The sequence below is a fragment of the Nonomuraea sp. NPDC049028 genome (assembly GCF_043197735.1).
Lineage (GTDB): Bacteria > Actinomycetota > Actinomycetes > Streptosporangiales > Streptosporangiaceae > Nonomuraea.
Map to the genome: position 1 here is coordinate 419513 of NZ_JBICTR010000011.1, position 25935 is coordinate 445447.

Annotated in this window: 29 protein-coding genes; 13 read left to right on the forward strand and 16 right to left on the reverse strand. The window is 68.3% G+C overall.

Annotated elements, in window-relative coordinates:
* Positions 1-9 precede the first annotated feature (9 nt).
* Positions 10-834, forward strand: a complete 825-nt coding sequence (locus tag ACGFJ2_RS40900) for a ketose-bisphosphate aldolase (protein ID WP_393477729.1) — start codon at positions 10-12, stop codon at positions 832-834.
* Positions 835-841: 7 nt separating this feature from the next.
* Here the strand turns inward: ACGFJ2_RS40900 and ACGFJ2_RS40905 are convergent, their stop codons facing one another.
* Complete coding sequence (locus ACGFJ2_RS40905; protein WP_393477732.1) at positions 842-1276, reverse strand: GNAT family N-acetyltransferase; 435 nt, start codon at positions 1274-1276, stop codon at positions 842-844.
* Between the two features lie 90 nt (positions 1277-1366).
* On the opposite strand from ACGFJ2_RS40905, the gene ACGFJ2_RS40910 reads away from it, so the two are divergent.
* On the forward strand, positions 1367-1936 hold the full coding sequence (locus ACGFJ2_RS40910) for a dihydrofolate reductase family protein (RefSeq protein ID WP_393477734.1): 570 nt from the start codon (positions 1367-1369) through the stop codon (positions 1934-1936).
* On the opposite strand, the gene ACGFJ2_RS40915 is transcribed toward ACGFJ2_RS40910, so the two are convergent.
* Complete coding sequence (locus ACGFJ2_RS40915) at positions 1933-2358, reverse strand: nuclear transport factor 2 family protein (RefSeq protein WP_393477737.1); 426 nt, start codon at positions 2356-2358, stop codon at positions 1933-1935. The genes ACGFJ2_RS40910 and ACGFJ2_RS40915 overlap by 4 nt on opposite strands.
* A gap of 108 nt (positions 2359-2466) precedes the next feature.
* Here ACGFJ2_RS40915 and ACGFJ2_RS40920 point away from each other — a divergent pair, with 108 nt between their 5' ends.
* On the forward strand, positions 2467-3198 hold the full coding sequence (locus ACGFJ2_RS40920) for a TetR/AcrR family transcriptional regulator (RefSeq protein ID WP_393477739.1): 732 nt from the start codon (positions 2467-2469) through the stop codon (positions 3196-3198).
* 8 nt (positions 3199-3206) lie between these two features.
* Here ACGFJ2_RS40920 and ACGFJ2_RS40925 read toward each other — a convergent pair whose 3' ends face one another.
* Positions 3207-3887, reverse strand: a complete 681-nt coding sequence (locus ACGFJ2_RS40925) for an SDR family oxidoreductase (RefSeq protein WP_393477742.1) — start codon at positions 3885-3887, stop codon at positions 3207-3209.
* A 156-nt stretch (positions 3888-4043) separates the two neighbouring features.
* Here ACGFJ2_RS40925 and ACGFJ2_RS40930 point away from each other — a divergent pair, with 156 nt between their 5' ends.
* Complete coding sequence (locus ACGFJ2_RS40930; protein WP_393477744.1) at positions 4044-5321, forward strand: S1 family peptidase; 1278 nt, start codon at positions 4044-4046, stop codon at positions 5319-5321.
* Positions 5322-5550: 229 nt separating this feature from the next.
* Positions 5551-6969, forward strand: a complete 1419-nt coding sequence (locus ACGFJ2_RS40935) for a hypothetical protein (RefSeq protein WP_393477746.1) — start codon at positions 5551-5553, stop codon at positions 6967-6969.
* Between the two features lie 244 nt (positions 6970-7213).
* Here ACGFJ2_RS40935 and ACGFJ2_RS40940 read toward each other — a convergent pair whose 3' ends face one another.
* Positions 7214-7981: an RNA polymerase sigma factor gene (locus ACGFJ2_RS40940; protein WP_393477749.1), complete on the reverse strand. Its 768-nt coding sequence runs from the start codon at positions 7979-7981 to the stop codon at positions 7214-7216.
* 109 nt (positions 7982-8090) lie between these two features.
* Between ACGFJ2_RS40940 and pip the strand changes: the two genes are divergently transcribed.
* Complete coding sequence (gene pip / locus ACGFJ2_RS40945) at positions 8091-9056, forward strand: prolyl aminopeptidase (protein ID WP_393477751.1); 966 nt, start codon at positions 8091-8093, stop codon at positions 9054-9056.
* A 50-nt stretch (positions 9057-9106) separates the two neighbouring features.
* Here pip and ACGFJ2_RS40950 read toward each other — a convergent pair whose 3' ends face one another.
* Positions 9107-9787: a hypothetical protein gene (locus ACGFJ2_RS40950; RefSeq protein WP_393477754.1), complete on the reverse strand. Its 681-nt coding sequence runs from the start codon at positions 9785-9787 to the stop codon at positions 9107-9109.
* Positions 9784-10344 (reverse strand): sigma-70 family RNA polymerase sigma factor, encoded by a 561-nt coding sequence (locus ACGFJ2_RS40955; protein WP_357948309.1) that lies wholly within the window; start codon positions 10342-10344, stop codon positions 9784-9786. The genes ACGFJ2_RS40950 and ACGFJ2_RS40955 overlap by 4 nt, the downstream gene beginning before the upstream one ends.
* Positions 10345-10349: 5 nt before the next feature.
* On the opposite strand from ACGFJ2_RS40955, the gene ACGFJ2_RS40960 reads away from it, so the two are divergent.
* Positions 10350-10541 (forward strand): hypothetical protein, encoded by a 192-nt coding sequence (locus ACGFJ2_RS40960; protein ID WP_393477756.1) that lies wholly within the window; start codon positions 10350-10352, stop codon positions 10539-10541.
* On the opposite strand, the gene ACGFJ2_RS40965 is transcribed toward ACGFJ2_RS40960, so the two are convergent.
* Positions 10542-11975, reverse strand: coding sequence for a serine hydrolase (locus tag ACGFJ2_RS40965; RefSeq protein WP_358179513.1), 1434 nt, complete (start codon positions 11973-11975; stop codon positions 10542-10544). It abuts the gene before it with no gap.
* Positions 11976-12672: 697 nt separating this feature from the next.
* Between ACGFJ2_RS40965 and ACGFJ2_RS40970 the strand changes: the two genes are divergently transcribed.
* The 3 genes from ACGFJ2_RS40970 (at position 12673) to ACGFJ2_RS40980 (ending at position 15161) form a co-directional block, all read left to right on the forward strand.
* Positions 12673-13158, forward strand: coding sequence for a hypothetical protein (locus ACGFJ2_RS40970; protein ID WP_393477759.1), 486 nt, complete (start codon positions 12673-12675; stop codon positions 13156-13158).
* Between the two features lie 235 nt (positions 13159-13393).
* Complete coding sequence (locus tag ACGFJ2_RS40975) at positions 13394-14311, forward strand: alpha/beta fold hydrolase (protein ID WP_393477762.1); 918 nt, start codon at positions 13394-13396, stop codon at positions 14309-14311.
* Positions 14312-14405: 94 nt separating this feature from the next.
* The gene (locus ACGFJ2_RS40980; RefSeq protein WP_393477764.1) at positions 14406-15161 is read left to right on the forward strand and encodes an alpha/beta fold hydrolase; all 756 of its coding nucleotides are present in this window, start codon (positions 14406-14408) and stop codon (positions 15159-15161) included.
* A 239-nt stretch (positions 15162-15400) separates the two neighbouring features.
* Here ACGFJ2_RS40980 and ACGFJ2_RS40985 read toward each other — a convergent pair whose 3' ends face one another.
* From ACGFJ2_RS40985 to ACGFJ2_RS41000, 4 genes are all read right to left on the reverse strand, one after another.
* Positions 15401-15586 (reverse strand): hypothetical protein, encoded by a 186-nt coding sequence (locus ACGFJ2_RS40985; protein WP_393477766.1) that lies wholly within the window; start codon positions 15584-15586, stop codon positions 15401-15403.
* 56 nt (positions 15587-15642) lie between these two features.
* Positions 15643-16224, reverse strand: a complete 582-nt coding sequence (locus ACGFJ2_RS40990; RefSeq protein ID WP_393477769.1) for a TetR/AcrR family transcriptional regulator — start codon at positions 16222-16224, stop codon at positions 15643-15645.
* Positions 16225-16230: 6 nt separating this feature from the next.
* Positions 16231-16704, reverse strand: a complete 474-nt coding sequence (locus ACGFJ2_RS40995) for a nuclear transport factor 2 family protein (protein ID WP_393477771.1) — start codon at positions 16702-16704, stop codon at positions 16231-16233.
* An 87-nt stretch (positions 16705-16791) separates the two neighbouring features.
* Complete coding sequence (locus ACGFJ2_RS41000) at positions 16792-17460, reverse strand: class I SAM-dependent methyltransferase (protein WP_358179503.1); 669 nt, start codon at positions 17458-17460, stop codon at positions 16792-16794.
* Positions 17461-17521: 61 nt separating this feature from the next.
* Between ACGFJ2_RS41000 and ACGFJ2_RS41005 the strand changes: the two genes are divergently transcribed.
* The gene (locus ACGFJ2_RS41005) at positions 17522-18160 is read left to right on the forward strand and encodes a TetR/AcrR family transcriptional regulator (RefSeq protein WP_393477774.1); all 639 of its coding nucleotides are present in this window, start codon (positions 17522-17524) and stop codon (positions 18158-18160) included.
* 511 nt (positions 18161-18671) lie between these two features.
* Here ACGFJ2_RS41005 and ACGFJ2_RS41010 read toward each other — a convergent pair.
* Positions 18672-19793 carry a GuaB3 family IMP dehydrogenase-related protein gene (locus ACGFJ2_RS41010; RefSeq protein WP_357948283.1) on the reverse strand — a complete coding sequence of 374 codons (1122 nt, stop codon included), beginning with the start codon at positions 19791-19793 and terminating at the stop codon, positions 18672-18674.
* A 3-nt stretch (positions 19794-19796) separates the two neighbouring features.
* Positions 19797-21278, reverse strand: coding sequence for an IMP dehydrogenase (gene guaB, locus ACGFJ2_RS41015; RefSeq protein WP_393477778.1), 1482 nt, complete (start codon positions 21276-21278; stop codon positions 19797-19799).
* Between the two features lie 410 nt (positions 21279-21688).
* Here guaB and ACGFJ2_RS41020 point away from each other — a divergent pair, with 410 nt between their 5' ends.
* Positions 21689-22720: a helix-turn-helix domain-containing protein gene (locus ACGFJ2_RS41020; protein WP_357948278.1), complete on the forward strand. Its 1032-nt coding sequence runs from the start codon at positions 21689-21691 to the stop codon at positions 22718-22720.
* 39 nt (positions 22721-22759) lie between these two features.
* Positions 22760-23137: a DUF5319 domain-containing protein gene (locus tag ACGFJ2_RS41025; protein WP_225293853.1), complete on the forward strand. Its 378-nt coding sequence runs from the start codon at positions 22760-22762 to the stop codon at positions 23135-23137.
* On the opposite strand, the gene ACGFJ2_RS41030 is transcribed toward ACGFJ2_RS41025, so the two are convergent.
* The 3 genes from ACGFJ2_RS41030 to groL form a co-directional block, all read right to left on the reverse strand.
* Positions 23098-23250 (reverse strand): hypothetical protein, encoded by a 153-nt coding sequence (locus ACGFJ2_RS41030; RefSeq protein ID WP_357650738.1) that lies wholly within the window; start codon positions 23248-23250, stop codon positions 23098-23100. The genes ACGFJ2_RS41025 and ACGFJ2_RS41030 overlap by 40 nt on opposite strands.
* The gene (locus tag ACGFJ2_RS41035; protein WP_357651164.1) at positions 23247-23882 is read right to left on the reverse strand and encodes a sigma-70 family RNA polymerase sigma factor; all 636 of its coding nucleotides are present in this window, start codon (positions 23880-23882) and stop codon (positions 23247-23249) included. The genes ACGFJ2_RS41030 and ACGFJ2_RS41035 overlap by 4 nt, the downstream gene beginning before the upstream one ends.
* A gap of 386 nt (positions 23883-24268) precedes the next feature.
* The gene (gene groL, locus ACGFJ2_RS41040) at positions 24269-25888 is read right to left on the reverse strand and encodes a chaperonin GroEL (protein ID WP_393477782.1); all 1620 of its coding nucleotides are present in this window, start codon (positions 25886-25888) and stop codon (positions 24269-24271) included.
* Positions 25889-25935 lie beyond the last annotated feature (47 nt).

Consider the following 25935-nt stretch of genomic DNA (forward strand, 5'->3'; position numbering starts at 1 on the left):
GGAGCCGTCATGCCCCTCGCCCGAATCGGCGACATCGTCCGCGAATCACCTGCGGGAGTGGGCGCGTTCAACGTGATCCAGTTGGAGCACGCCACCGCCATCGTCGCGGGCGCCGAGGCCCTGGGCCTGCCGGTCGTCCTGCAGATCAGCGAGAACTGCGTCCGCTACCACGGCGCCCTGGAACCCATCGCGCTCGCCTGCCTCGCGGTCGCCAGGGGGGCCGTGGTGCCGGTGGCGGTGCATCTCGACCACGCCACCGATCGCGCCCTGGTCGAGGAGGCGGTGGAGCTGGGCGTCGGCTCGGTGATGTTCGACGCGTCGGCACTGCCCGACGAGGAGAACGTGACCGCCACCGCCGACGTGACCGCCTGGTGCCACGAGCGCGGCGTGTGGGTGGAGGCCGAGCTGGGCGAGGTGGGCGGCAAGGACGGCGTGCACGCGCCGGGCGCGCGGACCAAGCCGCACGAGGCGGTGGACTACGTGGCGCGTACCGGCGTCGACGCGCTGGCCGTCGCCGTGGGCACCTCGCACGCGATGACCACCAAGGACGCCGTACTCGACCTGGACCTCATCGCCGAGCTCCGCGCCGCCGTGGCGGTCCCGCTGGTGCTGCACGGCTCGTCGGGGGTGCCCGACGACACCCTGCGCGCGGCCGTACGGCACGGCATGAAGAAGATCAACATCGCCACGCACCTGAACAAGGCGTTCACCGGTGCCGTACGCGACTACCTGGCCGGCGACGAGAAGGTGGTCGACTCGCGCAAGTACCTGCGGGCGGGCCGCGACGCGGTGGCCCGCGAGGTGACCCACCTCCTCGGCGTCCTCACGGGCTGAGCCGCCGTCACGGAAGCTGTTTGCGCATGGCCACGACCGTGCGGCCCTCGCGTTCCTTGCGGCCGGTCACGACGTAGCCGAGCGACTCGTACAGGGCGATGTTCCTGGCCATTTTGACGTTGGTATAGAGGCGCAGGGCAGGCAGGCCGAGCCGCCGCGCCTCCTGCTCGGCGAAGGCCAGCAGGCTCCGGCCGATGCCCTTGCCGTGGAGGCCGGGGCGTACCGCGACGTTGTCGACGTAGAGCACCCCGTTCTCGGGGATCAGCACGATGAGCCCGTCGAGGTCGTCGCCTGTCACGTGTACCCGGCCCTCGGAGATGAGCTCGGCGTAGTCGGCCTCCATAGGGCGGGGCCGCGCGCCGATGACGGCCACCCACGGCTGGTAGGCCGCCTGTACGAGCTCCTCGACCGCACCCCTGTCCGTCTCTTTCGCGCGCCTCATGTCCTCCATCGTCGCAGCCTTGACACCACTCTAGATGTAGTACTACGGTTGAATCACTTCGATCTAAGTACTACAGATGGAGTGACTCGATTGCGAAAGCTCACCTACTACGTCGCGACGTCCATCGACGGCTACATCGCCGGCCCGAACGGCGAGTTCGACTTCTACCCCCTGTCCGATGACCTGGCCGCCTACGCCAACGAGGAGTTCCCCGAGACCGTCCCCACCCACATCCGGAAGCAGATCGGCTTCGACGCCCCCAACAAACGCTTCGACACCGTCCTCATGGGCCGGGGCACCTACGGGCCGGTCCTCGACGTCGGCGTGACCAGCCCCTATGCCCACCTGCGGCAATACGTCTTCTCCAGCACGATCCCGGAGATCGCCGACCCGGCGGTGGAGCTCGTCTCCGGCGACCCTCTCGCGCTGGTGCGCCGCCTGAAGGAGGAGGACGACGGGCTCGGCATCTGGCTCTGTGGCGGCGGCAAGCTGGCCGGCACGCTGCTGCCGGAGATCGACGAGCTGGTCGTCAAGGCGTACCCGGTGGTCGGGGGGTCGGGCATCCCCGCCTTCGACGGCGAGTTCCGCCCGACCCCGTTCAACCTGACCGCGACGCGCACGTTCGGCAACGGCGCGGTCCTCATGAGGTACGCGCGCTAGGAGTTCAGCGCGCTCATCAGCTCCTCGCGGTACTCCTCCATGCCCATGGGGTTCCCGTAGTCCCGGGAATGGACGATCAAGCCCTCCCGCACCCGGACGACCATGATGTACGTCGAGACGACAGGCCGCCCCGAGGCGACGAGAGAGCCGTGGAGTTCGAACTCCACGATGACCACCTCGGGGTCCGCGGTCTCGTGGATCAGCACGTTGTCCGTCCGCTCCCAGCGCAGCACGCCTTTGGCGGCCTCGAACCTGGCCCGCAGCTCCTCACGTCCCTGCGTGCGCCGAGGGATGCCGGCCGGGGCGAACGGTATTTCGATCACGACGTCGGGGGCGTACAGGTCGGCCAGCCCGCCGTCCACGGACGCCCGCAGGAAGCGATCGACGACCTCTCGGGCGGTCGGGTATGTCGGTACGGACATGCGAACTCCTCGTTGTGCATAGAATCGGAACGGTCAACCCGCTTAGACGCTACGGAACGCACGTTCCGGTTGTCAATCCGGGCACCAGACCGGCACACGGGAGGCCACATGACGATCGCCGCTCGCGCGGACGCCCGGCACAACCGCGCCCGCGTGCTGGAGGCCGCCCAAGAGGCGTTCGCGGCGGAGGGGCTGTCAGTGCCACTCGACGTGATCGCCAGACGCGCGGGCGTCGGCGCGGGCACGGTCTACCGGCACTTCCCCAGCAAGGAGGCGCTGTTCGAGGCGGTGGTCCACGACCGGATCGAACGCCTGGCCGACGAGCTCACCGCCCTGCTGGCCACCGGCGAAGCGGAGACCGGGGAGGCGTTCTTCACCGCCTTCGCCTCGACCGTCGAGCAGGCCGGACTCAACAAGGCGCTCTGCGAATCCTTCGCCTCCGGCCTCAAGGCGGAGATGGCGCTGGAGGCCCGGCGACGCTACGGCACCGCCCTCGCCGCCCTGCTCGACCGGGCCCGCCAGGCCGGAGCCGTACGCCCGGACGCGCAGCTGACGGACGTCATGGCCCTAATGGCGGGATGCCTCACGATGGAGACGCACAGCACCACCCCGGGCAGGGCCACCGCCCTCGTCCTGGACGGCCTCCGCACCGGACGCTCCCCGCTGCCCACCGTAACGAAACCCGTTACGAAACAGGAGACCCGTAACGAAACCCCTACCGAGTCCGCCCGCTGCGAGGAGTGCGGCACCGTCATTCACACGTCCCGCACCGGCCGCCCACCCCGCTTCTGCGGCGGCGCCTGCAGGCAGAAGGCCCACCGCCGCCGGACCACCGGCTGACGGGTGGCTTACCAGGCCAGAGCCTCGCCATCACGGAAGAATCCCCCGGTTGGCCCGCCATCCGGCAGATTCACCGCCCACAGCACGCTCCGCGCCCCCTCGGCGACCGGCCGCCCGCCGGGCCCGCCCATGTCGGTGGCCACCCACCCAGGGCAGACGGAGTTCACCAGGATCCGATCCTCGCGCAGCTCGGCGGCCAGCATCCTGGTCAGCGCGTTGAGCGCGGTCTTCGACACAGTGTAGGCCGGGGTGCCGCCGCCCATGACGGCCAGCGACCCGGCCTCGCTGGAGACGTTCACCACCCGCCCGTGATCGCCGGCCCGCAGCAACGGCAGCAGCGCCAACGTGACCCGCCAGGTCCCCAGCAGGTTCGTCTCCAGTGCCTCCCGCACGACGTCGAGGTCGGCGTTCTCGGCTCGCTGCCAGGTGTCGTAGTGGATGGCGGCGTTGTTGACCAGGACATCTACCTTGTCGTACGGCAACTCCTCGACGAACCGGCGCACCGACACCGGATCACCGACATCCAATTGCCGCGGCTCCACGGTCCCGCGCAGTCCGCTCGCCGCCTTCTCCGCCTTCCCCAGATCCCTGGCGGTCAGGATGACGGTGTCCCCGGCCAGCGCGAGCTGGCGAGAGACCTCCAATCCGATGCCCCGGTTGGCCCCGGTGACCAGGCAGACGCGATTCATTCGTACGACCCTACCCACGGGAACCGCTCCCTGAGCCTGACCTTGATCAGGCACAAGGGCGGGGTGCACACACCGCCCTTGTAATTGGACGCGGAACAAACCGTGATCCCCATGCTGTGATGACTCGCGTTTGTCACAGACACGGGGGTTTCACTCATGCAGCAGAAAGTCCGCTTACGCCTGACCATCCTCAGCACCGCCTGTGCGCTGCTGCCCTTTCTGGGCGCGGGGGCAGCCACGGCGCAGACCGCCACCGACGACCCGGGCGTGACCACGCGGGCCATCGACGACCCGGGCGGCAAGACGCCGGACAGGGACGCGACGGGGCCGCGGGGGGCGGTGCCGGGCGGGTTCGCCGACTGGAAGGCGCTGTTCTCGGAGCAGACTCGGCTGAACGGGGTGGCCGACCGCATCATCGAGTCGGCCGAGAACGCCGAGGGCTACGCGGGGATCGTCGTCGCACCGGAGAACCACGAGGTACGCCTGTACTGGCGGGGCGCGGTGCCGCCGGCCGTACAGACCACGATCGACCAGGGACGGCAGACGGCTCCGGTGGCCGTGCTGCCGGCCGCCTACACCAACGCGCAGCTCCTGCGGGAGGCCGAGAAGTGGGCCGAGGCCGGCCAGGCGAGCGGCGCGGCGCCGCAGGCGGACGGCAGCGGCATCCGGCTCTCGGTCACCGGGGAGGACGCCGACCCGCAGCAGTTGCAGCGGCCCAGCGGCACGAGCGCGCCGATCACGCTGGAGACAGGAGAGGAGTTCAGCCCGGCCTACAGCAGGCAGGACGACGTGCCGAGCTACTACGCGGGCGGCCGGACCTGGAACCAGCAGTCGGGGGCGGGCTGCAGCTCCGGCTTCGCGGTCGTCGACAAGTACGGCACGCCGGGGTTCCTCACCGCCGCTCACTGCGGCAATGTCGGGGACCAGTTCTACGACGGCGGAGGCATCAGCCCGGCGAACTACATGGGTCAGCTTTCCTGGCGCGTCGCCAAGCGAGACGCCGCGATCGTGCTCGCCGACGCGACCGCGAACGTCTTCGACGGCAGCAACACCGCCTCCACCAGCAACAAGGTGGTGGCGCTGTGGAAGGCGCACGTGGGCAACTTCGTCTGCAACTCCGGGGCCACTCTGGGCGAGAACTGCCTGATCAAGGTGACCGAGACCGGCTGGAGCGGCACCTACACCAACGGTCAGTACGTCAAGCACATGGTCCGCGCCAAAAGCGTCGGCGGCGGCTGCGCCGTCGCACACGGTGACAGCGGGGGCCCGATCTACTCCTACACCAACTGGTTCGACGAGGTCGCCGCACAGGGCATCACCTCGGCCGTCAGCAAGAAGGTGTACTGCGGCGCCGCGGACGGCGGATCCGTGATCATATTCTCCCGCGTCTGGGACGTGGACCTGGAATTCGGCGCCCTGCTCCAGGTCTGGTAGTCCGTCAACCAGGCTGAGCTTCGCCGCCACAGCGCCCAGGACCACCCCAACGGGAGGCCCTGGGCGCTCCCGGCTGCCAGGACCCCGGGGCCGAATCTGGGCCTAGGCGGCCGCGGCGGCCCGGCATACCATGAGGCGGCTTCAGCGACGCAGCGATTCCAGCCCCCTGGCGACCCAGCGTGTCCCCGGGTGCGCGCGCCTGACGGCCCGTATGAAGGGGGTTAGGAAATTGAGCGTCTACGGCGGACTCGAGTACACCGAGGACCCCAACCTCACGAATCTGGTGTCCTTCCCGGGGAACGTGAACCCGGGCACGGCAGTCGCCCCGGCCAGGACGCTGACCATCGGCGGCGAGAACATCGGTGTCTACAGCATCGACCCCGCGAACCAGGCCTGGCTGGGCGCTCAGCGCAACAGCGACCACCAGGTCTGCAAGAGCGGGCGGGTCCGGCTCACCAACGACACCATCTCGGCCGAATGGGTCATCGAGGGCCACGAGCAGGACGGCCTGAACATCGACACGATGATGGCGAACATGAAGGCCGACATCGGCACGCTCATCAACCTGCGCCAGCAGATCAAGCAGGAGGTCGACCAGGCGACGGCCGCGACGAGCGCGGACAACATGATCATCCTCGCCCCGGGCGCGGCGGTCAACATGTACCCACCCGGGGCGCAAGGGCTCTTCTGGTACCGCAAGGCGCCCGCGACCGCCACCGGAACGGTGCAGATCACCGTGCAGTACACCAAGCCCACGACCATCACCCAGATCTGCCTGATCAACGCCGCCCGATGGCTGCCGGGCAAGAAGATCGATCCCGGCGACGACGTGGACGTGGTGACCGGCACGACGGGAATCACGTACAAGGCGAAGTACGACCTCACCGGAACCTCGAGCCACACCGCCGCCCTGGCCCTGCTGGCGGAGCTGACCAAGAGCGCCAAGGCGATCTCCAGCGAGGGCGGCTACCTGCTGACCAAGGATCAGGTCGGTCTCATCACCCTGATGATCGTGAACGACGCGATGGCGTCGGTGCAGAGCCGCCACGCGGACACCATCGGCCAGGCCGACGACAAGAACATGCAGCGCTTCTTCCCCAAGTCGCGCCGCGACGCCTACGTACTGGCCCTCGCCGCGCGGCCGCTCGCGGACCGGTACCTGAACCAGTTACGCACGAACATCGACGCCATCGCCGCCGCTTTGGGCGAACTGATCTGGAACCGCTGTGACGCGTTCGCCCTCGCGACCGGCAAGACCAAGAACGAGCTGTCCAGAGGGCCCGGTGACGCTCCGGCCAAGGCCGAGGCCATCGCCGAGACGGAGCGGCGGGCCGTCCAGGACAAGAAGATCCTGCCCATGGAGCTCGACGGGATCAAGAACGCCGTCCTGGGAGCGAACGGCTCGCTCCTGACCACGTGGATCAAGAGGGCCGTACTCGCCTACACCGACTCCACCGCGCAGGCCACCGATCACTACGCGGCCGGCTCTGGGCACAGCCATGTGATCACGTCCCTGTCGCTCTCCGCACCGGTCGGGGTCACGTACGCCGCGATCTACGAACTGCGCCGCAACGAGATCCCCATGACCGCCGACCACCGGGACGAGGTTCTGGAGATCATGCGCAAGCTGTTCACCGCCTCCGTCTGACGGCTCAACGGCTGGGACGGATCAGCGGATCAGCGGATCAGCAAACTTGTCGTCTTTCTCCATGGCGGTCCCGGTGGCGGGTTTCTGACACCGATCATGCCTCACCCGGGATCGCACGGGCATGTGAGAACGGGCCGGTCGGCTCGGGATTCCACCGAGACCGCCCGGCCCGCTTCGAGTTCGCGTCACCTCCCGGCCAGGGCCGGGTGTCACGCGGTATCCCTTGCCGGCGACCATGACGCGGTCACCGGTGATCAGGGTCACCGTGTTCCCGGCGGGTCCGGCGCTCGCCCGGGCGGCCGATAACGGTGTCGCGGCGGTCACCGCGAGCAGCAGTGCACCGGTCAGCGCCCTGGCGGCGATCATGACGTGCTCTTCTCGTCGGCGGCGCAGCCGTCCTTCCGGAGGATCGTGCGCATGAGCTCCTCGTCCATCGGCGTCTCGCCTCGATGAGGTAGTGATCACCTTCGTCCTTGATGTCCAGCGCGGCGGCGGGCGTGGCGCCAAGGACGACCGTGGCCGACCAGCCCGCGCCGGCGAGCGCCGCCGCGATCGGCAACGCGATCAACGGCCGCCACCTCGTGCGCCGGGCGCGCGGAGCGGGCTCGGCCATGTCCATGATCTGGGTCAGCATCTCCCGCGCGCCCGGTGTGAGGCCGGGGCCGGGGTCAGGGGCCAGGCGCTTGCGGGCGCGGTGCAGGCGCTGGCGCACCGCCACCCGCGAGCAGCCCAGCACCTTGGCGATCTCGGTGGGGCTGAGCTCTTCCCAGCCCACGAGTGACAGCAACTCCCTGTCGTCGTCCGACAGGCGCGCGAACGCCTCCCTGGCCCCTTCCGGGGCCTGGTCGAACGTCGTGCCGGCGTACGCTGAGAGCTCTTCGCGAAGGCGCAGTGTCAGGGCCGTACGGCGCAGGGTCCCGCGGCGCTGGTTGGCCAGGATCCGCCGGGCCGCGCCGTAGAGCCACAGCCTGACCTCGTCACCGGCCGGCAGGTCCGCCAGCCATTTGGACATCAGGTAAGCGGCGCCTCCTTCACCTCCTGAACATGCTTTCTGACGAGTAGCTGAATCAGGAGCGGCGAGCGTGCGCGCCATGCGGCGTCGGCGTGTATGTCTGATAGCCATGGGACAAAGAACGTTTTATCCGCCTATTGAGCCGTACGAGACCGGGATGCTTGATGTGGGCGACGGGAACGAGATCTATTGGGAGGTCAGCGGCAACCCCGACGGCAAACCTGTCGTCTTTCTCCATGGCGGTCCCGGTGGCGGGTCGTTACCGCCGCAGCGGCGGTTCTTCGATCCCGAGGCGTACCGCATCGTCCTGTTCGACCAGCGCAACTGCGGGCGCAGCCGACCGCACGCGGCCGACCCAGGGGTGTCGCTGGAGACCAACACGACCTGGCACCTCGTGGCGGACATAGAGCGGCTCAGGCGGCACCTCGGCATCGAACGCTGGCAAGTGTTCGGCGGGTCGTGGGGGTCGACGCTCGCGCTGGCCTACGCGCGGCGGCACCCGAAGCGGGTGAGCGAGCTGGTGCTGCGCGGCGTCTACCTGGCGAGCAAGGCCGATGACGCGTGGGCGTTCACCGGCACCGGGTCGGCCCGGCTCTTTCCGCGGGAGTGGGCGGCCTTCCGCGACTTCATCCCGGAGGCGGAGCGGGACGACCTGGTCGCCGCCTACCACCGCCGGTTGTCCGACCAGGACCCGGAGGTGCACGTACCGGCCGCGCGGGCCTGGGCGGCCTGGGAGCTGTCGGCGAACACCCTGCTCCCCGCCCCACCGCCACCTCTGGACGACCAGGAGCTGGTGGGCTTCTCCCGCATCGAGGCGCACTACTTCAGCCAGGGGTGTTTCCTGGAGGAGGGCGAACTGCTCGACGTGGCCGCGATCCGGCACATCCCGTGCGTGATCGTGAACGGCCGCTATGACATGAAGACGCCGCCTGACGCGGCGGTGGACCTGCATCTGGCCTGGCCGGAGGCGGAGCTGCGAATCGTCGAGGACGCCGGGCACGCGGGCGCCGAGCCCGGCACGCTGCACGAGCTCATCGCGGCCACGGACGGCTACCGCCCCGCCTCCCTCGGTTAAGCGCCCACCGCCGGGCGGGAGCCTGCCCGGCGGTGGGCCAGCTACGCGGGTCAGCTGCCGGCCGGCGGGTATGCCTCGGGGTGCTTCTTGGGGTCGGGCATCTTGTCCCAGGACGGGTCGTCGATGACCTTGCACGGCTTGACCGGACCGGTGATGAGATAGCCGCTGAACCCCCACAGGGCTCTGGGCTTCTCCGGGCCCGAGGTCTGGTCCGCGTTCTCGACGAACTCCATGACGGCCGTCTGCCCCGTCTTGATGTACTGCGGACTGATCCGGACCTCGCCACGGCCCAACTTGAACGTCTTCTTGTTCACCGAGTTCTCGATCGCTTCCCTGACCCTCTTCTGGACCGCGGGATCCTTACTGGTGATCTCCTCCTTGGAGAACGAGGGGCCGAAGTCGGCGTCGCCACGGCCGGGGGCGCATCGGGTGCCGGGCTTGACGTAGGAGACATCGGCGGTCACGCCGGCTGTCGCCAGGTCCTTCTCCACCTGATCTGGGTTTCTGAACTCGGTGATCTTCAGGGTGACCGAGCCGTCGCCGTTCTTCGTGACCGCGTAGGCCGGGGTCTCCGACCCGGTCAGAAACGGCACCGCGACGGCCGCCGCGGCCGCCATCGCGGCCACCGCCGCTCCGGCGAGCAGACGCCGCCTGACGACCACACGTCTAGCCGTGTTCCGGGCGGCGATTTCGGTTTTGAGCTCCATCAGCAGCTGCTCCTTGAATCTCATCGCATTCCTTCCATGACGAAGGGAGCCATCTCCGGCACATTTCTGAGCGCGTGGCGGGCGCGGTGCAGCCTGGCCCTGGCGGCCCCCTGCCGGATGCCCAGAGCGGTGGCCGCCTCGCCGATCGTGAGCTGGTCGATGACGACCAGTTCGAGCATCGCGCGATCACCGTCCGGTAATCCGGCCATGGCCTGGAAGGCCCGCCTGGCCACGCTTTCCGCGTCGATCCGCTCTTCCAACTCGGCGAGGTCGTCGGAGTCGAGCAGCCTTCGCCCGCCCAGGCGATCGGCCAGCCTCGTCTCCTTGAACGCCCGCCGCCGCTCGGCCGACAAAGTGTTGCGAGCCACGCCGTACAACCACGCGATCTCGCTGCCGAGCCCGGGCCGGTAGGTGTGAGCGGAGTCGAGCACCGCGACGAAAACCTCGGCCACCAGATCGGCGACCGTGTGCGGATCATCGACCCGGCGAGCCAGGAAGCGCGCGATCGCGTCAACGTGCCGCCGGTAGAAGGCTTCGAAAGCCTCCGGGTCTGTGGCGATGTCCGACTGTTTGCGACGCACCGGCCATGCTCCCTTCGTCGATTACACCCCTTCTTGGTCAGCTGCCGAAAAAGCGTTATGAGAGTGAACAGATGATGCCGATGTTCCCGGCCGCATCGGTCTCGCGGGCCGGGAACATCGGCATCATGGGCCCGCCGTCAACGCGGCTGGCTATTGCGGATGATCAGCTCTTGGTGCTGATCAGCTCTTGGCGCTGATCAGCTCTTGGTGCGTTGGGCGAGCCCGGCGGCCTCGTACCGGTCGATCGCCGAGCCCAGTTGGGCCAGCTTCTCGGTGTAGGCGACGGGGTAGACACCGGGCTCGGTCGCCGGCCGGTTGGCGTCCACGTACTGGGTGCCGAGGTTGGTGAAGGCCACGACGACGTAGTGGCGGCCGGCCTTGCCCGGCAGGGACCGTACGATGCCCGCGTCAGCTCCCGAGTTGCCGACCCAGCCGGTCTTGTGCGCGAAGGTGACCTGCGCCTGCTTGTTGCACGGCCGGACGTCCTTGCCGAACTTGTTGCCCTCGACCGTCACCGTGCCATCGGCGGCCACCCACCGCGAAGCCACCCGCTGCGGGATGCCCGCGGCCGGGTACGCGCTGCCGCACCGGTTGGTGGTGGAGAGCATGTCGTTGAAGCCCTGCTCGCCGAGCAGCTTCTTGAAGACCTGGCGGGAGGTGGGGCTCAGCACCGCGCCGGTGACCGGTGAACCGTTGGGGGCGGTCCACGCCGTGCCCTGTACGCCATCGACCAGCGCGAGCAGCTTGGCCGTGTCCAACGAGTTCATCGTGACCGGGTTGGACCAGCGCCCGCCGTTGGCCGGGTTGGTGTTCTTCAGCTGCATGGTCTCCAGGCCCAGGTCCTGGAAGGTCTGGTTGAGCTCGTCCACCGCGCCCTTGTCGTGCAGCAGCTTCACCAACGCACAGGACGCGGCGTTGGAGGAAGAGGTGATCGAGGCGTCCATGTAGGCGCTGATGGTGTTGCTCGACGGCCCACCGCACAGTGAGCTGACCGTGGTCGGCTGGTAGTCGTAGGTGTCGTCAAGCTTGATCACGCCCTTGTCCACCAGGCGCAGCACCCCGAAGTTGACCATCAGTTTCAGGACGGAGGCCGGGTAGGGGAGCATGAAGTCGATGGGCGCGTTCTCCCGGCCCGGCACGATGTCGATGGTGCCCTTGCCCTGGTTGGCGTACCATCCGGCGTCGTCCCACTGCCGCCAGCGCACCTGATCAGTGTGGAAGTTCCGGTCCACCGGCACGACGATCCCGTTCGGATACTGCGGGCTCATCAGGACCGTGCCGGACGACACCGGCCGGCCCCGCCGGTCCAACTCCAGTACGGTCACGTCGAGTTGCGGCTGCTGGACGATGGGTTTGGGGTCGGCCGCATTGGCGAACAACCGGGCGTAGTCGGCGGCCGTCTTCGCGTCCTTGTCGACGCCATTGGAAAGCGTCCGAGCCTGCGGGGATGCCGGCGGCGCCAGGTCGAGGACCTGCTCGAAGCGCAGACCGTTCATGGTGTCCCGCAGGAAGGCGGCGACGCCGCCGCCATCGGTGGTGGCCTGGGCCGGCGGCGTCACGGCGGCTAACAGCACCGAGGCAGTGGACAGTGCGACCACGGCACGACTCGTTCTGGTTCGGAAAATAGACACGATCTGTAATTCTCCTTGGCAGACGTTTCCCGATGAGGGAGTTCAGGTCTGTGTGGGCTGGTGACGCGGACTTCGAACGCGGCGAGGAATCGGCCCGGTTCATGGAAAGGACACCCAAAGGGGCAGCCGTCACCCTGCAGCCCCCGTTGCAGGTTCGTGACCTTAACACAGTCTGGATCTTGATTCCGGACTTCCGGTGCCTTCCCTCAGATCTCCTGCGGGATATCGATACGAATCAGATCGGTGATCGCGGGCGGCTTCCCGGGAAAAGCGCCGGTAAGCACGCACGATCAGCGGTGGGCGTGAATCAGCCGCTTGCTCATTGGACCAGGCGAGCAAGGCGGCTCCCCGGCCCGACCCACTCAGCGGCATCGACGGTTTCCGATGGCACCGGGAAAACGTCACCGAGCAGCGACCGGGCCAAGGCGAGGGGCCGCCCGATATCCGCCCCCGGACGCTTCGCGGCCATTCCCAAGATCACGCGCATGAGAGCCCCCAACAGAATGATCTTAGCTGCGCTTTGATCTCTGGCGAGAGGACCCCTGGTGGCGCGAGCGAAGCCGCGTCGACGGGCGTCTGCCGGGCCGTGCCTCCGATCGACCCAAGGCGGCCGCGGCCATGCTTGAGCTCATGCGTACCTCTCCATCGCCTGGATCCTCGTCAGTAATTGCCGCGAAGCAGCCTTCGAGTTCACGCCGTGGCAGCGCGCGAGGATGGGGTGGAGGGTGCCGACGACGGCACCGCGACCGGACCCTTCCTGGCCGACGAGCTGTCGTTCATGTTCGCCCGGCCCCACGACCGGCCACCGCGCTCGCACTACCTGATCGGCCTGGGCGAGCAGCGCGAGAGCGTGATCGATCCGCGCGTTCTGAACGACCCGACCGGCGTGTTCGTGGCCCAGCTCGGCGCCCCGTCGGCGGAGAAGACGGGGGCGGGCGACCGGATCATCCTCCTGGACGTGGCAACCGGCTCACAGGCCACCACCGAGCCGTCGCCGGACGGAGGTTGGCTGGTACGCCAGCACGGGCCGTTGCAGCTGTGGGATGGCGTCGAAGAGGCGGTCTCGACCTGGGAAGCGGCGGGGCAGCCGCCGCGGTCGGGGTACGGCCTCACGGTCACCGGGCAGGGGCAGAAGGTGTGGCTCGGCGATCCCGACGGCCCCTCGTGGCACCTGCCCGCTTGAACGGGGCCCATTCGGGTTCGCGCAACCAGCCCAAGGTAACTCTCGGTAATCACAGTCGGTCAACGACGCTCTCACCGGAACATTTGTACAAGCTACCGGCGCGCACCAGGGACGACAGTGGGGCCGTGATTATCTCCCTGGGGCTTGATGACCCCGTTGTTTCGCCGACGCCGACCTGCGGTTTCCGCACCGGCAGGCTGATGTGAGCAGCCCGGCACGGCGGTGGCGGCGCCTCTTGATCGCCTCGGCTGTCCTCTTCGTCGTCGTCGGGTTGCTCCTCGTGAACGCGGAGGTGGTGACGCGGCAGAGCGCCGAGGCCAGTGGGGATCCGACCCTGCCCCTCAACGGCGGGAACATCTATGTGCGCCAGGACGGCCCCGCTGATGCCCCGGCACTCGTACTGATCCACGGGCTCGCCGCGTCGACCCGCTCGTGGGACGCGCTCGTTCCGCTGCTGACCAAGTCCCATCGCGTCATCCGGATCGACCTGCTCGGGCACGGCCGGTCGGCCAAGCCGGCCGGCGGTGGCTACGGGATGCCGGAGCAGGGACTCCGGGTCGGTGAGGCAATGGACCGGCTCGGGGTCAAGCACGCCACAGTGGTCGGCCATTCCACCGGTGGCGCGGTCGCCACCGCTCTCGCTGAGCAACGCCCCGACCTGGTGACCTCGCTCGTTCTCATCGACACCGCGCCCCGTTTGGCCGCCGCCGTCTCAGCCGGCGGCGTCGGCGGGCTCTTGTACACCCCCGTCATCGGCCAACTGCTGTGGCGGCTTCGGACCGACAGCCTGATCCGCAACGCCGCGAGCACCGCGTTCAGCCGCCGCGGCTACGAGGTCCCGCAGGCGGTCGTGGACGACGCGCGCGGCATGACCTACCACGCCCTCATCGCGACAACGCAGACCGGCGATGACTATGTGAATCAGCGCGCGCTCCCCGATCGGCTGATTCCCCTCGGCAAGCCACTGCTGGTGATCTTCGGTGAGGAAGATCGGAGATGGCGATCCTCCTCCGCCGCCGAATACAGCGCCGTTCCGGGCGCGAAAGTGGAGTTGCTGGCCGGTGTTGGGCACTCGCCCATCATGGAGGATCCGCAGCGGACCGCCGCGCTTCTTCTGGCCTTCACCGCGAGCCACACCCCCCAGGCGCGCTGAACGAGATGATGCGCCCATGGCGGGACCCGCCTGCGGTGCGGGTGGAGCCGTACGTGTATACCCGACAACCTTCGCCGAGGCTAAGGAGATCGCGATGCCCCACACCAGTTCAGGCATTTACTGGGAGGAACACGGCCAGGGCCCTCTGACCCTTGTCATGCTGCCAGGATTCGGCGCCTCGGCTGATCTCATGACCGGAATCGCGCGACACCTGAGCGGGTTCCGCGTCTTGATCTTCGACCTGCCCGGACATGGTCAGTCCGTACGCGCGCCGGCGGACGGGAGACTGTCCACACTGGCCGCGACCCTGCACGACGCGATCAACGAGGTGGGCGTCGACGCCTACTGCCTCGTCGGCTATTCCCTTGGTGGTGCGATCGCGGTGCGTATCGCGCTCGACTACCCGGATGAGGTACGTGCGCTGGTCGGTGTTGTTCCGTGGAACGCCGCGGGGACGACTGCCGGGGACGAGGTGATCGCCGGCTTCGATGCCGCCTACGGCAACGTCGAGGCTCTCACGCAAGGAGTGGCAGCGATCTCGGTAGATCCCTCGAAGACCTCGAGTCTGACGAGCAGCATGCTGACCGTCACCGAACAGATGTGGCACGGCTGGCTGGCCGGCGGTGCGCTGACGAGCCAGGCCGACGAGCTGTCTGAGATACGCATACCGACCTGCTACATACTCGGCGGAAAGGACGTCGTCGTAGATCAAGCCAAGCAGCTTGACGACGTGCGGCGCATCCCCGGCAGCCGTGCGGTCCTGCTGAGCGAGCTTGGACACCTGTGTGGTCTCGAGATGCCCGACGTCGTCGCGAACGAGATCTCGTACTTCCTGGAGACGGAAATCTAGAACTGCTGCCGGCCATCGGTCGAGAAGAGGATCAGTGTGGTGCAGCCGGGCGCCGAGCCGCCCTGAATTCTCAGGTCTTCTTCGCACCGGCCCGTGCCCTGCTGCGCGCCGCCGCTGCCACGGGGCCCACCGGTGAGGATCTCCCGTAGCGACGGCGGCAGCAGCCTGCCCTGGTCGAAGGCTCGCTGGAAGGTACTGACGTCCTTCGTGGTCGAGACGACGCCGCCGGCGCCCCTGCCTCAGCTGGCATTGAAGCGGTGTACGTCGCGCAGGGTGCCGTTGGAGCCGGGGTAGTAGCGGGAGTCCGCCGGGATCGGGCCGCCTTCGCCGTTGAGCGGCCGCGACCCAGCGGTGCCACTGCCCGCGAACTTGCCGTCCACGTACGCGCCCACGACGGCGTCCCGGCCAGGTTCCACCATGGTCACGCTGGTGCTCGCTGTGCTCCTGCTGTTCCCGATCGGGCGTATCCCCCGGCGACAGGTCATCGAGCGGCGAGTACGTGCGCCCACGGCTCATCGATGTCGGCCAGACCCAGCACGGCGACCACGTTGTCGAGCATTCCGGCGCCGAACCAGCGCCGCACGGCGTCATCGTCGCCCAGCAGCCGCCGAACGGTGTCAACCTGCTTCGCGTAGCACCGACGCACGGCCTGCCCTACCAGCGGCTCGCCTGCGGCACAGTTCGCGTGCATGAGGAAACGCAGGATGGTCCGGTCCGCGATGAGCGCGGTGTAGGCACCGCGTGCCGCATCCAACGCGGCCTCGGACGCCGGCCCGGCCCCTCTCGACGCCGCCTCGGACGTCAGCCCGGCCTCACCCGACGCCGGCGAGTGCGCGACCAAGGTTTCGGTCATCACGACGGACACGTGGTCGACCACCGCCGCGAACAGCGCTTCCTTGTTCGGGTACAGGCGATAGAGATATGGCTGAGAGATGCCGACCCGCTCGGCCACCTCGTGCGTCGTCGTACCGTAGAAACCCTTCTGCGCGAAGCAATCCATCGCGGCGGCCACGATGGCCCGACGTCGTTCGTCGCTCTTCGTGCTGGTGCCGGCGGCGGGCATGGACCCTCAACCTCCAAACGTCACGCTGAGCTCAGGGTCGGCCGGCACGTCGTGGGGTGTGAGTGCCTCGATCGCCACCAGCGGGTTCCAGTAGTCCAGGTAGTGGGTGATGCGCGCGTCTTTATCGGTCCGGACGACAGAGACGCACCTCTGCTCGTACGGCTTGCCGGTCGGCAGCGCGGTGCCCGTCGAGCGGAATTCGGCGATCACGAGACTCGGATCGACCGTCGGGTGGAACACCAGGTCGACGAACTCTACGTCGAAGGTCTCGGGAAAGTTGCTCATGTGCGCCAGCAGTGCGTCTCGCCCCGTCACCCGTTGAGGCACGCCGACCGGCGCGAACGGGAACTCAAGCACCGCGTCCGGAGCGAACAGCGTCACCCATTCGTCGGTGCGTCCTGCGGCGGTTAGGCGCAGGTGCTCGGCCACGGTGTGCTGGGCAGCGGTGCGGCGGCTGGCGTGGTCTTGGTCGGTTGTCATACCCACTCCTAGGTTAGTAATCAACCAATAACATACCAGCCGCAGCTGCCAGGTCGGGCGCTGACACAAACCCGCGACCGGAGATTGCTAGGCGTCGCGGCGTAGCGTGAACCAGAAGGTCGGCACCGAGTTGGTGCCCGGTGTGACGTCGAGTAGTTCCCAGCCGGGGAACCTGGCGCGGAGCTCGTCGGCTGTGACGCCCGCCGCCCACGACGTGACCTCGGGGATCGGATTGCCGAGCGGCTCGGGGCCGTACCCGAACATCAGCAACCGTGCTCCAGGAGCGGCGCGGTGGGTGAGCCCGGCGGCGTAGGCGTCGCGGCGGTGCAGCGGGACCCCGCAGTAGCAGCTCAGGTCGAAGAACAGGTCGAAGGGGCCCGGCACGTCGAGCTCGTCGAGGCGGGTGGCGTCTCCGTGCAGCAGCCGTACCGCCACTCCCGCCTCCGCGGCCTTCTCCCTGGCCTGGTCGACGGCGCGGTCGATCAGGTCGACGGCCGCCACCTCCCAGCCGTGCCGTGCCAGGTAGATGGCGTTGGTCCCCGTGCCGCAGCCGAGTTCGAGGGCGCGGCCGGGCGGCAGCGCGCCGTGCCCCTCCACCAGGGCGACCAGCTCGGGCGGCGTCACGCCGGTGTCCCACGGCGGCTTGCCGGTGCGGTAGTAGCCCTCCAGTGCGCGGTGGACGGACTCCTCCTCCTGGTCTCGCTGCGTTGAGGCCAGGTCCGGCTCCGGCTTCTGGATGGCGTTGGGCTGGTCCATCGTCTCCTCCAAGAATCTAGAGTTGAACTCTAGTGGCATACTCTAGAGATATACTCGCAATATGGACAAAGTCAAGCGGCCGGACAAGCGAGCCGAGCGCTCACGCCGCACCCGTGAAAAGGTCGTCGAGGCGGCTCGCGAGCTGTTCGTCGCGCAGGGTTACGGGGCGACGAGCCTGCAGGAGGTCGCGGACCAGGCGGGCGTGGCCGTCCAGACGGTCTATTTCGTCTTCCGCAACAAGCGCACGCTGTTCAAGGACGTCGTCGACACATCCATCGCCGGGGATACCGAGCCGGTCGCCACCATGGATCGTGAGTGGTTTCGCGCCGCGTGCGCCGAGCCCACCGCAGCCGGGCAATTGCGCGCGCACGTCCACGGCACCCGCGAGATCCTGGGCCGGGTCGCCCCGATCATGCCGCTGATCGCGGCTGCCGCGGCCACCGACCCTGAGATCGCCGCACAGTGGCCGGACGGCCCCGACCCGCGTTACACCGTGCAGTACGCAGCGGCCGAAGCCCTGGCCCGCAAGCCCGACATCCGCCCCGGCCTCTCCGTCGAGATGGCGGCGGACCTGCTGTTCGGCCTGCTCAGCCCGCAGCTCTACCTGATCTTCGTCCGCGACCGCGACTGGTCACCGGACATGTGGGAAGAGTGGGCCCGCACCGCCTTGACCTCCCAGCTCTGCGCCGACCCCGGCTGAGCGGACGGCCGTCACGATGGTCCTCCAGGCCGCAATGCCGGTGGCCAACCACCTGGCCGGCCTCCTGCGGGCCGGGTCGGACAACCTGGCCGACACCCATACCGGGCCTACGCCGACCAGATCACCCCAACCACCCAAGCCCCGGGGCCGGTAGGCCGACCACGACAAACAAGACTCCGGCCCCAGGGTCGCAGCCCTACCACCAGGTGGCTACCGACTTACCGCCTGATCAATACATCACTTCCGGGGCCGCGCCAAAGATGAGGAGTGGGGCGGCCGACTGTACCGGGTCACCACAGCGATCACCGAGACGCTACCGGCCATCCGATCATGGGTAGCTTGGGGGCCCATCAATATGCCGTGGGCGTGGCGGAGCCGCGCTGCATAAGGACGTCCGAGCGGAGCGAGGCCCTTCAGCCCTCCGGCCCGACTGGGAGCAACGTCTGCCCCCGAAGCGCGAAGCGCCCACCCGCGAAGGCCTTTGGGCCGGAAGCGGGTGGGCGCTAAATGGTCAGCGCTGGGTAGGAGCGACCACGACCTCGACGCGCTGGAACTCCTTGATGTCCGAGTAGCCCGTCGAGGCCATCGTCCGCTTCAACGCCCCCATCAGGTTCATGGACCCGTCGGCCACGCTGGACGGCCCGTGCAGGATCTGCTCCAGGCTGCCCACCGTGTCGAACGCCACCCGCCGGCCCCGAGGCAGGTCCGGGTGGTGTGCCTCCGAGCCCCAGTGGAAGCCATGGCCGGGGGCCTCCGTCGCGCGGGCGAGCGGGGAGCCGACCATGACCGCGTCGGCGCCGCAGGCGATGGCCTTGGCGATGTCGCCCGAGGTGCCCATGCCGCCGTCGGCGATCACGTGGACGTAGCGGCCGCCTGATTCGTCCATGTAGTCGCGGCGGGCGGCGGCGACGTCGGAGATCGCGGTGGCCATCGGTACGGCCACGCCCAGCACGTTGCGGGTGGTGTGGGAGGCGCCGCCGCCGAAGCCGACCAGGACGCCCGCCGCGCCGGTACGCATGAGGTGCAGGGCGGCCGTGTAGGTGGCGCAGCCGCCCACGATGACCGGCACGTCGAGCTCGTAGATGAACTGCTTGAGGTTCAGCGGCTCGGCCCGGCCCGAGACGTGCTCGGCCGAGACCGTGGTGCCGCGGATGACGAAGATGTCCACGCCCGCGTCAATGACGGCCTTGTGATACTGCACCGTACGCTGCGGAGACAGGCGGACCGCCGTGGTCACGCCGGACTCCCGGATCTCCGCGATCCGGCGGCCGATCAGCTCTTCCTTGATCGGCGCCGTGTAGATCTCCTGCAGCCGCTTGGTCGCGGCCTCGGCGTCGAGCGAGGCACACTCCTCCAGCAGCGGCGACGGGTCGTCGTAGCGGGTCCAGAGCCCTTCGAGGTCGAGGGGGGCCAGGCCGCCGAGGCGGCCGATCTCGATCGCGGTGGCGGGCGAGACCACGCTGTCCATGGGGGCGACGACCACGGGTAGTTCGAACCGGTAAGCGTCGATCTGCCAGGCGATCGAGACCTCCTCCGGGTCACGAGTGCGCCGGGAGGGTACGAGGCCGATCTCGTCGAGCGCGTAGGCCCGGCGACCGGTCTTGCCCCGGCCGATCTCCACCTGCTGAGTCATGTCTTACCTTCTGTGATAGTTCGGGGCTTCCACGGTCATCTGAATGTCGTGGGGATGGCTCTCCGTGAGTCCCGCCGCCGTGATCGGCATGAGCTCACAGTCGGTGTGCATCTGCGTGATCGTGCGGCAGCCGGCGTACCACATGCCCTGGCGCAGGCCGCCGACGAGCTGGTGGGCGACCGCCGCGACCGGTCCCCGGAAGGGGACCTGGCCTTCGATGCCCTCGGGGATGTATTTGTCCTCGCCGCCGATGTCGGCCTGCGCGTAGCGGTCCTTGCTGAAGGACATGCCGCCGCGCTCGCGGTTGCGGACCGCGCCGAGCGAGCCCATCCCCCGGTACGACTTGAACTGCTTGCCGTTGATGAAGATCAGCTCACCGGGCGACTCCTCGCAGCCGGCGAGCAGCGAGCCGAGCATGACCGTGTCGGCGCCGGCGGCGATGGCCTTGACGATGTCGCCGGAGTATTGCAGACCGCCGTCGCCGATGACCGGCACGCCGGCCGGGCCGCACGCCAGCGACGCCTGGTAGATGGCGGTGACCTGCGGCGCGCCCACGCCGGCCACGACGCGGGTGGTGCAGATGGAGCCGGGGCCCACGCCGACCTTGACCGCGTCGGCGCCCGCGTCGACGAGCATCTGGGCGCCCGCCCTGGTCGCGATGTTGCCGCCGATGACGTCGACCTTGCTGTTGGCCTTGAGCTTGGCGACCATGTCGGCCAGGCCCTTGGAGTGGCCGTGCGCGACGTCGACCACGACCACGTCGACGCCCGCCTCGATCAGCGCCTTGGCCCGCAGCTCCGCGTCACCGCCGACGCCCACGGCGGCGCCGACGACCAGGCGGCCGTCCGCGTCCTTGGTGGCCAGCGGATATTGCTCGCTCTTGGTGAAGTCTTTAACCGTGATCAGACCGCGCAGCCGGCCGTCGGGATCGACCAGGGGCAGCTTCTCGATCTTGTTGTGCCGCAGCAGCTCGAACGCGCCGTCACGCGACACCCCGACCGGGGCGGTGACCAGCGGCATCGGGGTCATGACCGCACGCACCGGCCGCGACTGGTCGGTCTCGAAGCGCATGTCGCGGTTGGTCACGATGCCGACGAGCACGCCGGAGAGGTCGGTGACGGGCACCCCGGAGATCCGGTACGTCGCGCACAGCCGCTCCACGTCGGCCAGGGTGTCGTCGGGAGTGCAGGTCACCGGGTTGGTGACCATCCCGGCCTCGGACCGTTTGACCAGGTCGACCTGCTGGGCCTGCTCCTCCACCGACAGGTTGCGGTGCAGGATGCCGATGCCGCCCTGGCGGGCCATGGCGACGGCCATGCGGGCCTCGGTGACGGTGTCCATCGCGGCGGAGACCAGCGGGATCGACAGGTTGATACCGCGCGACAGGCGCGAACCGGTGTCCGCGTCACCAGGTTGCAGGTCTGAATAGCTTGGGACGAGCAACACGTCGTCGAAGGTCAGACCCGTCTCGGTGAACTTGGACATGCTGCGGCCCCTCCTGCCGATGCTGATGAGGCAAGTCTAGGGCCTACATGCAAAACGTCCCGAGGCCGGGAGCACGATGACCCCCACGGCCCGTCGTACCCCCGGCATCCCAAAGAGCCGGAGGATGGGGCGGTCGGTGATCCGCCCCATCCTCCGGCCACCGACATCCGGGCGGAAGCGCATAAAGCGCCACCGAACCCCCCTCCGCGTCCTGATGGCAAGCGCTGCCAGCTCAAGTGGATGCCGACGCTGGGTTAAGCCTGCGTTACTCATCGGCACACCGCAATGTGAAAACGTGCAATTGCACGAAGCTGCACATGTGGCCAAGGAGTCCACGCAAGGAGCGGACAAGGACGTATCGCCGAGTTATTCTCACGACACGCCCGTGTCCCCCCTACGGAGCCCCTTATATGCGCAGCGAGTCCCACGCCCTGTCCGACCCTCTCGCGGACGCTCCCCTCGCGACGCTGGGCCTCGACCCGGCCCAGACCGCGCTTTACACGGCGGTGCTGCGCCTGCACAGGGCTACGCGTACCGAACTGGCCGAGGCCATGGACGGTCCCGTCGACAAGGTGAGCAGACAGCTCGACGATCTCGTCAGGCTCGGGGTGATCGACGAACAATCGGGCGAATACCTCGCCCGGCACCCCGCCGCCGCGCTCGGCCGGCTGATCGCCGAGCGCCTCGACCGGCTGGCCGAGGAGAGCAGGCGCATCGACTCCGCCCTCGGCTCGATCAGAGGGCTGATCCGCGACTACGACGTGGGGCACGACTACCAGAACGGCGCGTTCCGGGTTGAGATGGTGAGCGGGGCCGACGTGCTCTACGAGAGCGTGGTGGGCATGGCGGTGCAGTCCCAGTCGCCGCCGATGCACTTACTCACCGCCATTCCCGACGAGCGGACGATGGCGGACTTCGTACGGAAATTTGCCGATCCTTGGATCGATGCACAGCAGCGGAAACTCCTGAACGTCCGGGCCGTCATCCCGGTCTCCACCCTGACCCTGCCCGGCGTACGCGACCAGCTGACCAGGCTGCTGGCCACCGGCGGGACCGTACGCACGCTGGACCGGGTGCCGAGCTGGTTCATGACCGCCGGGCCCGACGCCGCCGGCCTGCCCGCGCTGTGGGGCGGCAACCTGCCCGACCACGCCTACAACTTCTACCTGGTCCGGACCCCGATCGTCGTGGGCATGCTCCGGTCGCTCTTCGAGGAGCTGTGGGGCCGGGCCGTACCCCTGCCCTGGGGTCGCCGGGGCGAGGGCGTGGTGCAGGTGCTGCGGCTCGCGGCGCAGGGCATGTGCGACGACTCGATAGCCCGCCAGCTCGGTGTCTCCGTGCGCACGGTACGGGCCAGGTTTGCCGACGCCATGGTTCAGCTTGGCGCGCAATCACGCTTTCACGCAGGTGTGGAGGCCGCCCGGCGTGGATGGCTGAGCTAATCACCACCGCGGTGGCCGCATCGGTCATATGGTGGGAAGGTGCTGGAAGACGTCCCCCGCGACCCGTTCGCGGACGACCCGAACGACCCTTCCTCAGCGATGGGCGAGCTCGACGACGCCGAACCGCTGACCGCCTCCGAGCGCGACGAGGCCATTACCGACCTGGCCGACGTCGAGGTCTTCCGCTCCTTGTTAGAGCAGCAGGGAGTGCTGGGCCTGGTGCTCGACTGCCCGGAATGCGGCGAGCAGCACTTCTTCGACTGGGAGCTGCTGCGCGGCAATCTGCGCCAGATGATCGACAAAGGCCAGCCCCAGATGCACGAGCCGGCCTTTCACCCTGACCCGGCCGACTACGTGACCTGGGAATACGCCAGAGGCTACGTCGACGGTGTCATCGACACCGAGGAGCGCCGCTGATCCACGTCGTCCAGCAGCGCGGCGAGCAGCCGCGCGGCCGGATCGCGTGAATCGGGCAGCTCGCCGCGGGCCAGCACGTCGAGGAGCGCGTCAGTCTGCTCCTCCGGCGTCAAGCCGACTCCAGTTCGGCCATCTGCCGCAGCCTCGCCAGCGCTCGATGCTGGGCAACACGGACCGCACCTGGTGACATACCGAGTACATTACCGGTCTCCTCCGCCGACAGCCCCGACACCACCCGCAACAACAGCAACTCGCGCTGGTTGTCGGGGAGTCTGGCGAGCAGCCTGCGGGCGTACTCCACCTCGATGTAGCGGACCACCGTCTCCTCGGGCCCCGGTCCGTCGTCCGGCCCGTCCGGTAGATCCTGAGTCGGTACGGCCGAGCGGACCGAACTCCGCAACGCGTCGGCCACCTTGTGCGAGGCGATACCGAAGACGAAGGAGGCGAAAGGCCGTCCCATGTCGCGGTATCGCGGCAGCGCGGACAGGACCGCGATGCACACCTCCTGGGCTACGTCATCGGCAATGTGATATTGCCCTGAAACCCTGCCCAGCCTGGCGCGGCAATAGCGCACCACCATCGGACGCAACTCGCCGAGCAGGGATTCGATCGCAGTGCGATCTCCCTGTACGGCGAGGCTCGTCAGTTCCCTTAGGTCGGAGTCATCCGTCCGTGCCGGAAGTCTCGACGCGAGCCTTACCCCAATTTTGGCGTCGGCGACGCTTCCCTCGCTCACGATAGGCATGATGCCCGCACTGATCGGGCCTGTCGTCATCGTGAACGGCTACGGATTGGTCACATTGACGCGGCGATAACGCGCGGTAATCGACCGGCCACACTAAGCCTTTATTGCGGAAGAATATTTCATCCCATAACCCCAAATGTGCAGAAATTGTCAGACGCCTAGACGCTTAAGCCACACATCCGGTTTACCCGAATAAACCACTTTCCCGGTTCATCACCCTTCGCTCACCCTCTCAGCAGCTTCGACTGGATTGCCCGTATGTCATATGCCATACATGGCTTTGCGGGGGTTGGAGGCCCAGGGGCGCGCCGGAGAAAGCACACGACCCGCACCTGGAAATCAGGCGCGGGTCGGGTGAGGAAGAAACGGCTCAGTGAAAGAACGGCTCAGTGGCCGTGGCCGTGACCGTGGCCCTGGCCAGCGGCGGCCGGCTCCTCCTCCGGCTTGTCGACGACGAGCGCCTCGGTGGTGAGGAGCATGCCGGCGATCGACGCGGCGTTCTGGACGGCCGAACGGGTGACCTTGACCGGGTCGATGACGCCCTGGTCGAGCAGGTTGCCGTATTCGCCGGTGGCGGCGTTGAGGCCGTGGCCCGCCGACAGCTCCGAGACCTTGTGGGTGACCACGTAGCCCTCGAGACCGGCGTTCTCGGCGATCCAGCGCGTCGGCTCGACCAGCGAGCGGCGGACGATGGCGACACCGGTCGCCTCGTCGCCCGTCAGGCCCAGGTCGTCGAGGTCCTTGGCGACGTGGATCAGCGCGGAGCCACCGCCGGAGACGATGCCCTCCTCGATCGCGGCGCGCGTAGCGGAGATCGCGTCCTCGAGGCGGTGCTTCTTCTCCTTGAGCTCCACCTCGGTGGCGGCGCCGACGCGCAGCACGCACACACCGCCGGCCAGCTTCGCAAGGCGCTCCTGCAGCTTCTCGCGGTCCCAGTCGGAGTCGGACTGCTCGATGGCAATCTTGATCTCCTTGACCCGGTCCTCGATCGCCTGCTGGTCGCCGCCGCCGTCGACGATGGTCGTGTTGTCCTTCGTCACGACGATGCGGCGGGCGTTGCCGAGCACCTCAAGGCCGACGTTCTCGAGCTTGAGGCCGACCTCCTCGCTCACGACCTGGCCACCGGTGAGGATGGCGATGTCCTGCAGCATGGCCTTGCGGCGGTCGCCGAAGCCCGGAGCCTTGACGGCGACCGAGGTGAACGTGCCACGGATCTTGTTGGTGACCAGGACGGCCAGGGCTTCGCCCTCGACGTCCTCGGCGACCACGAGCAGCGGCTTCTTGGTCTGCGCGATCTGCTCGAGCAGCGGCAGGAAGTCGGAGATCGAGGAGATCTTGCCCTGGGTGAGCAGAATGTAGGCGTCCTCGAGGACGGCCTCCATGCGCTCGGGGTCGGTCACCATGTACGCCGACAGGTAGCCCTTGTCGAACTGCATGCCCTCGGTGAACTCGAGCTCCATGCCCATGGCGTTGGACTCTTCGACGGTGAGAACACCGTCCTTGCCCACCTTGTCGAACGCCTCGGCGATCAGGTCGCCGATCTTGGCGTCCTGGGCGGAGATGGTCGCGACGTTCGCGATCTCCTTCTTGTCCTCGACCGGGCGCGCGCTGGCCAGCAGCTTGTCGCTGATCGCCTTGGCGGCCTTGTCGATGCCGCGCTTCAGCGACAGCGGCGAGGCGCCGGCGGCCACGTTGCGCAGGCCCTCGCGGACCATCGCCTGGGCCAGGACCGTCGCGGTGGTGGTGCCGTCACCGGCGACGTCGTTGGTCTTGGTGGCGACTTCCTTGGCGAGCTGGGCGCCGAGATTCTCGTAGCGCTCCTCCAGCTCGATCTCACGAGCGATGGTCACGCCGTCGTTCGTGATCGTCGGAGCACCGAACTTCTTGTCGATGACGACGTTGCGGCCACGGGGGCCGAGGGTTACCTTCACGGCGTCCGCGAGGGCGTTGACGCCGCGCTCAAGCGCGCGGCGTGCGTCCTCGTCGAACGCTAGGATCTTCGCCATGCTGAAAGTCCTCTCCTAGCGTCGAAAGCCCCGGCCGCACGCGCTCA

What these genes read in the sequence shown, in the direction of transcription:
- ACGFJ2_RS40900 (WP_393477729.1), top strand. Translation starts at nt 10, where the DNA reads ATGCCCCTCGCCCGAATCGGCGACATCGTCCGCGAATCACCTGCGGGA.
- ACGFJ2_RS40905 (WP_393477732.1), bottom strand. Translation starts at nt 1,276, where the DNA reads ATGAGGCGCGCGAAAGAGACGGACAGGGGTGCGGTCGAGGAGCTCGTA.
- ACGFJ2_RS40915 (WP_393477737.1), bottom strand. Translation starts at nt 2,358, where the DNA reads ATGTCCGTACCGACATACCCGACCGCCCGAGAGGTCGTCGATCGCTTC.
- ACGFJ2_RS40920 (WP_393477739.1), top strand. Translation starts at nt 2,467, where the DNA reads ATGACGATCGCCGCTCGCGCGGACGCCCGGCACAACCGCGCCCGCGTG.
- ACGFJ2_RS40925 (WP_393477742.1), bottom strand. Translation starts at nt 3,887, where the DNA reads ATGAATCGCGTCTGCCTGGTCACCGGGGCCAACCGGGGCATCGGATTG.
- ACGFJ2_RS40930 (WP_393477744.1), top strand. Translation starts at nt 4,044, where the DNA reads ATGCAGCAGAAAGTCCGCTTACGCCTGACCATCCTCAGCACCGCCTGT.
- ACGFJ2_RS40940 (WP_393477749.1), bottom strand. Translation starts at nt 7,981, where the DNA reads ATGTCCAAATGGCTGGCGGACCTGCCGGCCGGTGACGAGGTCAGGCTG.
- pip (WP_393477751.1), top strand. Translation starts at nt 8,091, where the DNA reads ATGGGACAAAGAACGTTTTATCCGCCTATTGAGCCGTACGAGACCGGG.
- ACGFJ2_RS40950 (WP_393477754.1), bottom strand. Translation starts at nt 9,787, where the DNA reads ATGAGATTCAAGGAGCAGCTGCTGATGGAGCTCAAAACCGAAATCGCC.
- ACGFJ2_RS40960 (WP_393477756.1), top strand. Translation starts at nt 10,350, where the DNA reads ATGCTCCCTTCGTCGATTACACCCCTTCTTGGTCAGCTGCCGAAAAAG.
- ACGFJ2_RS40980 (WP_393477764.1), top strand. Translation starts at nt 14,406, where the DNA reads ATGCCCCACACCAGTTCAGGCATTTACTGGGAGGAACACGGCCAGGGC.
- ACGFJ2_RS40990 (WP_393477769.1), bottom strand. Translation starts at nt 16,224, where the DNA reads ATGCCCGCCGCCGGCACCAGCACGAAGAGCGACGAACGACGTCGGGCC.
- ACGFJ2_RS40995 (WP_393477771.1), bottom strand. Translation starts at nt 16,704, where the DNA reads ATGACAACCGACCAAGACCACGCCAGCCGCCGCACCGCTGCCCAGCAC.
- ACGFJ2_RS41000 (WP_358179503.1), bottom strand. Translation starts at nt 17,460, where the DNA reads ATGGACCAGCCCAACGCCATCCAGAAGCCGGAGCCGGACCTGGCCTCA.
- ACGFJ2_RS41005 (WP_393477774.1), top strand. Translation starts at nt 17,522, where the DNA reads ATGGACAAAGTCAAGCGGCCGGACAAGCGAGCCGAGCGCTCACGCCGC.
- ACGFJ2_RS41010 (WP_357948283.1), bottom strand. Translation starts at nt 19,793, where the DNA reads ATGACTCAGCAGGTGGAGATCGGCCGGGGCAAGACCGGTCGCCGGGCC.
- guaB (WP_393477778.1), bottom strand. Translation starts at nt 21,278, where the DNA reads ATGTCCAAGTTCACCGAGACGGGTCTGACCTTCGACGACGTGTTGCTC.
- ACGFJ2_RS41020 (WP_357948278.1), top strand. Translation starts at nt 21,689, where the DNA reads ATGCGCAGCGAGTCCCACGCCCTGTCCGACCCTCTCGCGGACGCTCCC.
- ACGFJ2_RS41035 (WP_357651164.1), bottom strand. Translation starts at nt 23,882, where the DNA reads ATGCCTATCGTGAGCGAGGGAAGCGTCGCCGACGCCAAAATTGGGGTA.
- groL (WP_393477782.1), bottom strand. Translation starts at nt 25,888, where the DNA reads ATGGCGAAGATCCTAGCGTTCGACGAGGACGCACGCCGCGCGCTTGAG.